The organism is Mesorhizobium sp. M7D.F.Ca.US.004.01.2.1, assembly GCF_003997785.1.
In the GTDB taxonomy this organism is placed as follows: Bacteria; Pseudomonadota; Alphaproteobacteria; order Rhizobiales; family Rhizobiaceae; genus Mesorhizobium; species Mesorhizobium loti.
In genome coordinates, this window is record NZ_RZRQ01000333.1 from 1 (window position 1) to 6,258 (window position 6,258).

4 protein-coding genes and 1 pseudogene are annotated in these 6,258 nt (G+C 57.8%); all 5 read left to right on the forward strand.

The annotated features are described in order from the left end of the window. Positions 1 to 1,047: site-specific integrase (locus tag EN993_RS29250; protein WP_164757885.1), on the forward strand; the 1,047-nt coding region annotated here is incomplete at its 5' end. 506 nt (positions 1,048 to 1,553) lie between these two features. Next, positions 1,554 to 2,762, forward strand: coding sequence for a plasmid partitioning protein RepA (gene repA, locus EN993_RS29255; protein ID WP_057143293.1), 1,209 nt, complete (start codon positions 1,554 to 1,556; stop codon positions 2,760 to 2,762). Positions 2,763 to 2,830: 68 nt separating this feature from the next. Beyond that, entirely contained in the window at positions 2,831 to 3,817 is a 987-nt protein-coding gene (gene repB / locus EN993_RS29260) for a plasmid partitioning protein RepB (protein WP_127265522.1), read from the forward strand. A gap of 153 nt (positions 3,818 to 3,970) precedes the next feature. Further along, positions 3,971 to 5,176: a plasmid replication protein RepC gene (gene repC / locus EN993_RS29265; RefSeq protein WP_127265523.1), complete on the forward strand. Its 1,206-nt coding sequence runs from the start codon at positions 3,971 to 3,973 to the stop codon at positions 5,174 to 5,176. A 348-nt stretch (positions 5,177 to 5,524) separates the two neighbouring features. Then, positions 5,525 to 5,734, forward strand: a pseudogene (locus EN993_RS29270) (cold-shock protein); the annotation flags it as partial. Between the last annotated feature and the right edge of the window lie 524 nt (positions 5,735 to 6,258).

A 6,258-nucleotide genomic window follows, 5' to 3' on the forward strand; every position in this document is an offset into this window, starting at 1 on the left:
GAGATGGGGCGGCCGGATGAAGGCCCCTCCCCTCCCCCGCCGGTCCTTGACCCGCGACAGACATCGTTGCCTACGCATCTCGAAAAGCTCGCCGACCGTGCGCGCGATTATGTCGAGGCAGCAAGTTCGGCGAACACCCGTCGCGCCTACGCAGCCGACTGGAAGCATTTTTGCGCCTGGTGCCGGCGCCAGTCTTTTGATCCATCGCGGCCGGACCCGCAGACCGTCGGCCTCTATATCACCGCGCAGGCTTCGGGCACTGGAAGGGACAAAAAGGCGGTGGCGACGATCGAGCGCCGCCTGTCATCCCTGACCTGGAACTACACGCAGCGCGGCCAATCGCTTGACCGGAAGGACCGTCATATCGCCACCGTGCTCGCCGGCATCCGCAACACGCACGCCGCCCCGCCCCGTCAGAAGGAGGCCGTACTGCGCGACGATCTTGTTGCCATGCTGGAGACGCTCGACCGCAGCACGCTGCGTGGCCTGCGTGACCGCGCCATGCTGCTTTTGGGCTTCGCAGGCGGCTTGCGCCGCTCCGAAATCGTCGGCCTCGATCTTGCCCGCGATCAAACCGAGGATGGCCGCGGCTGGGTCGAGGTGCTCGACAAAGGTGTTCTTGTGACACTGCGCGGCAAGACCGGCTGGCGCGAGGTCGAGATCGGCCGCGGTTCGTCCGACTCCACCTGCCCGGTTGTCGCGCTCGAGACCTGGCTGAGGTTTGCCCGCATCTCGCATGGCCCCTTGTTCCGCCGTGTTACTGGTCAGGGTAAAACGGTCGGCGTCGATCGGCTCAACGATCAGGAGGTGGCCCGGTTGGTCAAGCGCACGGCCTTGGCCGCCGGCGTGCGCGGCGATCTCTCCGAGGGCGAGCGGGGACAGAAGTTTTCCGGACATTCACTGCGCGCTGGCCTGGCTTCCTCTGCCGAGGTTGATGAGCGTTATGTGCAGAAGCAGCTTGGCCACGCCAGCGCCGAGATGACCCGCAAGTACCAGCGGCGTCGCGACCGTTTCCGGATCAACCTCACTAAGGCGTCCGGGCTCTGAAAAGCCCTCTCTTTTCCCACTGAGCGAACTTGACACCAATACTCCGTCCTCCCACTTGGCGCTTATCGTGAGGTAACGGACTGATGAGTGCTGCCCCCTCTCCTCCGACGAGCTATCACCTGGAACGCTTTGCTTAGCGTCTTCAAGGCAGGTGAAAGACAACATGGCGCTTTGCAATGTCGGGTCAGAACGCGGTCGAGTTTGATCTGCCAGGCTCAGAGTGTCGTGATCGCTTGCCAGGCACCGGAGCGCCTTAGGAAGCCGATAAGAACTGGGCGTGACGCCGGGGTAAGCAGGATTTGTGCTTGGATGGTAGGCTTTGTCCGCAGACAAAATCGCCAAATTGTGCAGCATATTCAGTTGCATGAATCATATTGTTGAGCCCCGTTCCGCGACCGTTAAGCTTTTGTTAACTTTAAATTTCTTGCCCGGGCGAACGAATCGGACATAATGACGGTTGCTTGGCGCTTTTACGTCAAAAATCGTTTTTAGAGAGTCTCGATCGAATGAACGTGAACTCGCCCGTTCCTACAAAGATCCCGCTGCTGTTCGAGAAAAGCATCCTCGATCAGGGCGACCAGATATCGAAGAAGTTGCACCTGCTTTCGATGCAGCGCTTCCCTCCCCACGCGAAGAAAAATCTTCGTTCGTTCTCGCTGGCGGAGGTTGCCACGTATCTGGGCGTTTCCCAGAGCCATCTGAAGAAACTGCATCTGGAAGGAAAGGGACCGGTGCCTGAAACCTCGACGTCGGGCAGACGTTCCTACACTGCTGAACAGATGCTTGAGCTGCGCCAGTATCTGGACCAGTACGGTCGATCTGACGCCCGCATGTATGTTCCCCATCGGCGGCCCAGCGAGAAGCTTCAGATTTTAGCTGTGGTTAATTTCAAGGGAGGCAGCGGGAAGACCACTACAGCTGCCCACCTCGCCCAATACCTTGCGCTTACCGGTCACCGTGTCCTAGCGGTCGATCTCGATCCGCAGGCGTCGCTTTCTTCATTGCATGGGTTCCAGCCTGAACTCGACCAGACGAAATCCCTTTACGACGCGATTCGTTATGACGACGAAAGGGTGCCTCTCTCCGAGATCATCAAGCCGACGAATTTCCCGGGCTTGGACATCGTCCCAGCGAACCTAGAGCTCCAGGAATTCGAATACGACACGCCTCTGGCAATGACTGACAAGTCTTCGAATGCGGGCAGGGCGTTTTTCACACGCATCTCGAAGGCATTGATGGAGGTCGACGATCGCTACGATGTCATAGTTATCGATTGTCCGCCGCAGCTTGGCTACCTGACGATCACTGCACTGACCGCAGCGACTTCAGTGTTGATCACGATCCATCCGCAGATGCTCGATGTGATGAGCATGGGCCAGTTTCTGCTGATGCTCGGGAACATCCTGGAGCCGATCAGAGCGGCCGGTGCCGAGGTGAATCTGGAGTGGTATCGCTACCTTGTTACTCGATTCGAACCTACGGACCAGCCGCAAGCGCAGATGGTGGCATTCCTGCATACGCTGTTCGGCGAATTCATCCTAAAGAACCAGATGCTGAAATCAACGGCGATTTCCGATGCGGGGATTACCAAGCAGACCCTCTACGAAGTCGAAAAGAATGCGATGACCCGGTCCACATACGAGCGGGCAATGGAAGCCTTGGACGTCGTTAATGGCGAAATCGTAGCTTTGATTCATGAAGCATGGGGGCGCTGACTTGTCTGCTGACAAAAGTGCACCTTTTCCAAATGTATTCAACGGCCTACGCTGCCTGGAGGTAAAATATGGCACGTAAGAATCTTCTGTCTGGCCTCGTAGAAGCGGAAGCCGGCGAGCGGGATTCATCTACCGCAGCTGCAGCATATCCGATCCGCGGAGCGTCAAAATCCATGATCCGTTCGGTCAACGAGTTGGCAAAGCAAGCGGATGCGTATCTTGAGGGCGAGCATGTCGTGGAACTCGATCCAAGCGCAGTCGACGGCTCGTTCGTTTCCGACCGCATGGGTGACGACCAGGAGCAGTACCAAGAGCTGCTGGAAGCTATTCGGGAAAGGGGGCAGGATTCTCCCATACTTGTCCGTCCGCATCCAGGCTCCGACGGCCGCTACATGATTGTCTTCGGCCACCGCAGAGTCCGGGTCGCTCGTGAGCTGGGACGGAAGGTAAGGGCAGTCGTCAAGGAGATCGACGACAGGGCCCATGTAATTGCCCAGGGTCAGGAGAATTCCGCTCGTGCAAATCTTAGCTTCATCGAGAAGGCGATGTTCGCAAAGCGTCTTGAGGATTTGGGGTACGACAGAGATGTGATCTCGTCAGCATTGGCCTCGAACGCCGCTGCGGTATCAAAGATGGTATCAGTCGTCTCAAGAATTCCGGCGTCTGTGATCGGCAAGATTGGATCCGCTACGTCTGTGGGCCGCGAGCGGTGGGTTGAGCTGTCTCTCCTCGCCGGCAAGAAATTCGAAATGGTTAATGCAATCTTGTCCGAACCAGAATTCGGTGAGTTGGAAAGCAACGGACGTTTCGAAAGGCTGCTGGGAGCCCTGAATGCGAAGGGGAAGCCGGTTCGCAAGGTAGGTCTGAAGTCCCAAGCACAATCCTGGGTCCCGGAGGACAAAGCAGTTAGCGTCAGCGTTAAGAAGGCAGGCAAGGCCATCACAATCGCCGTGAAGGAGATGGACGGCAGCCGCTTTGGCACGTGGATTTCCGATAATCTGAGCAACCTCTATGAGGCGTTCAGAAAGTCGGAGCAGACCTCAACAGGAGACTGAAACCGCAAAAGAAAAAGGCCCCCGAACGTCACCGTCGCGGAAGCCCTTCTCGTCTGTCGCAAGCTGAGAATCGCATTTCCCCGAATCACTGTCAAGAGTCGTGGCGCCGTTTTGGCGAGCAGATTTCTTTTGCCTAATCGAAGGTGAAAGAAAATGGAGACGGGTATTGCAACGACGCCCTTTGGGCGGCGGCCGATGTCGCTTGCTATGCTGGCAGCGCAAAACGAGTCACGTGAAATCCCCAAGGGCAGGGTCGTCGACAAATGGCAGATCTACCGCAACCTCTGCGAGGGCAAGAGCATCGTCGGTATCGGCGATCGTGCGCTGGCCGTCCTGAATGCGTTGCTATCATTCTATCCTGACAGCGAATTGGGTGAGGAAAACGACCTCATCGTCTTTCCCTCGAACGCACAGCTGTCGCTCAGGGCGCACGGAATGCCCGAGCCTACAGTCAGACGACACGTGGCGGCTCTTGTTGACTGCGGGCTGATCATCCGTCGGGATAGTCCGAACGGCAAGCGCTACGCGCGCAAGGGCAGAGGAGGGGAGATCGAGGAAGCATTTGGCTTCTCCCTGGCGCCGCTGCTGGCCCGCGCTCACGAGTTCGAGGCGGCGGCCGAGCGTGTTCGCGCCGACAACAGGGCGCTCAGGCTGATGCGCGAGCGGATCACCTTGCACCGCCGAGACATCCAGAAGCTGATCGAGGCGGCTGTTGACGAAGATGTTCCAGGCGACTGGGGAGGCTTGTGGAAGCGCTTCCGCGGCGTTGTGGAGGCAATTCCGCGCCGAGCTTGCATTGCCGAGCTCGAACCGATCGTGGCGGATATGGCCGGATTACATGACGAGGTGGATAAGCTGCTGGAAAGTCATATGAAATACACGAATCCGAGCGGCAATGACTCTCAAAACGAGCGGCAGCAATCTGATTCAAATACCGACTCTATTTTTGAATTTGAACCTGCTTTAGAGAAAAGCGGGGCGTCGGCCGAGCCCAGGACGAGGACCGCAGAGGCGCCGAAAACATACCCACTAGGGATGGTGCTGAAGGCTTGCCCCGAAATTGCGGATTATGCCGTCGACGGGATCGGCAATTGGCGCGATCTCATGATAACGGCCGCCCAGGTGCGGGGATATCTGGGCGTTTCGCCGTCTGCGTATGAGGAGGCGTGCCATGTGATGGGCCAAGAGATCGCGGCGATCGTGATTGCCTGCATTCTGCAAAGGGCGCAGCACATCAACTCGGCCGGCGGCTATTTGCGGGTACTGACCGAAAAGGCGACGTCAGGGCAGTTCTCTGTCGGGCCGATGCTGATGGCGGCGCTCAAGGCGAACGGCGCGATGGCGAAGATGACGGGATGACGATCGCCGATCCCGCAGCTCGTCGCTTCGCGCCCAGCTCAAAGCCAATGCGGCCTTTTGGGTCTTTGGTTTCGTCGACCGGCAGCAGTCTTGGTGGTTGTCCGCGCGTCTGACCGACAAGGCACAAGGGTGGGGCACTATTCCGAGAGTCTTGTTTCCAAGCATACGATGCTGGCACTGCTCAATTATCGAGGTGGCGTCAGCGCCCCCACCGCTTGGCGCCAAAAGGTCGTCAAACAGGCCAAAGACTTGCTATGAGGGCCATTTGCTGCATGTATCTGAAACAGCTGCGGCCAGTGCGGTCGGCCAGCGGACAGGTAGACACTTACGGCAAGGAAACACCTTTATGCGACTGGAACGGTAAAGTGGTTCAACGCGACCAAGGGCTTTGGCTTCATTCAACCCGACGGTGGTGGACAGGACGTGTTTGTCCATATTTCTGCTGTCGAGCGCGCTGGCCTATCGACGCTTGCTGACGGCCAGAAGGTCAACTACGAGATGGAACAGGATCGGCGGACCGGTAAATCGTCTGCCGGCAACCTGAGCAAGGCTGGCTGAACCAGGCACTCAAATTGGCAATCGCATCAAGCACGCAAGCTTCAGTGCACCAAGAGGACAGGTCTGGTGGCCTACCGGCATGTTGTTGAAGTGTCACCTTTGTTGACCCATATGCGCGGTGCGTCGGATGTTTCCTCCCATTCGTCCGGCGCGTTCCCCTCTGGAGGTTTAACCTTCATACCTGGCCGGACCTTGGTCCGGCCTTTTTCTTGCGCGCGAGAAACGGGTAAACGGGTAAACTGAGGTGACGAGGCCCGGCGGTGATTGCGCGATCTCGCAGCCAGAATTGGGCAGTATCGCGTTGCCACTTCATCGGTGAATTGAGAACCATGGTCAGGGCGGTTAAGCCGATGGCTTATATTCGCCAGCCCGGCTGGCGAAGACTGACCTAAGGCCGTTTCTCGGCCTGCCATTCTCTCCGGTCATTCGAAGGACAATGGCAATTCGCCGCCTGCTTTTGCCGATATTTTCACAAGAGATGTGGAAGAATTGACTATTCTGCAGGCTTGTCGAAGACCATGGGC

Bases quoted from the DNA above. Each gene is read 5' to 3' on its own strand.
- repA (WP_057143293.1), top strand. From the start codon at position 1,554: ATGAACGTGAACTCGCCCGTTCCTACAAAGATCCCGCTGCTGTTCGAG.
- repB (WP_127265522.1), top strand. From the start codon at position 2,831: ATGGCACGTAAGAATCTTCTGTCTGGCCTCGTAGAAGCGGAAGCCGGC.
- repC (WP_127265523.1), top strand. From the start codon at position 3,971: ATGGAGACGGGTATTGCAACGACGCCCTTTGGGCGGCGGCCGATGTCG.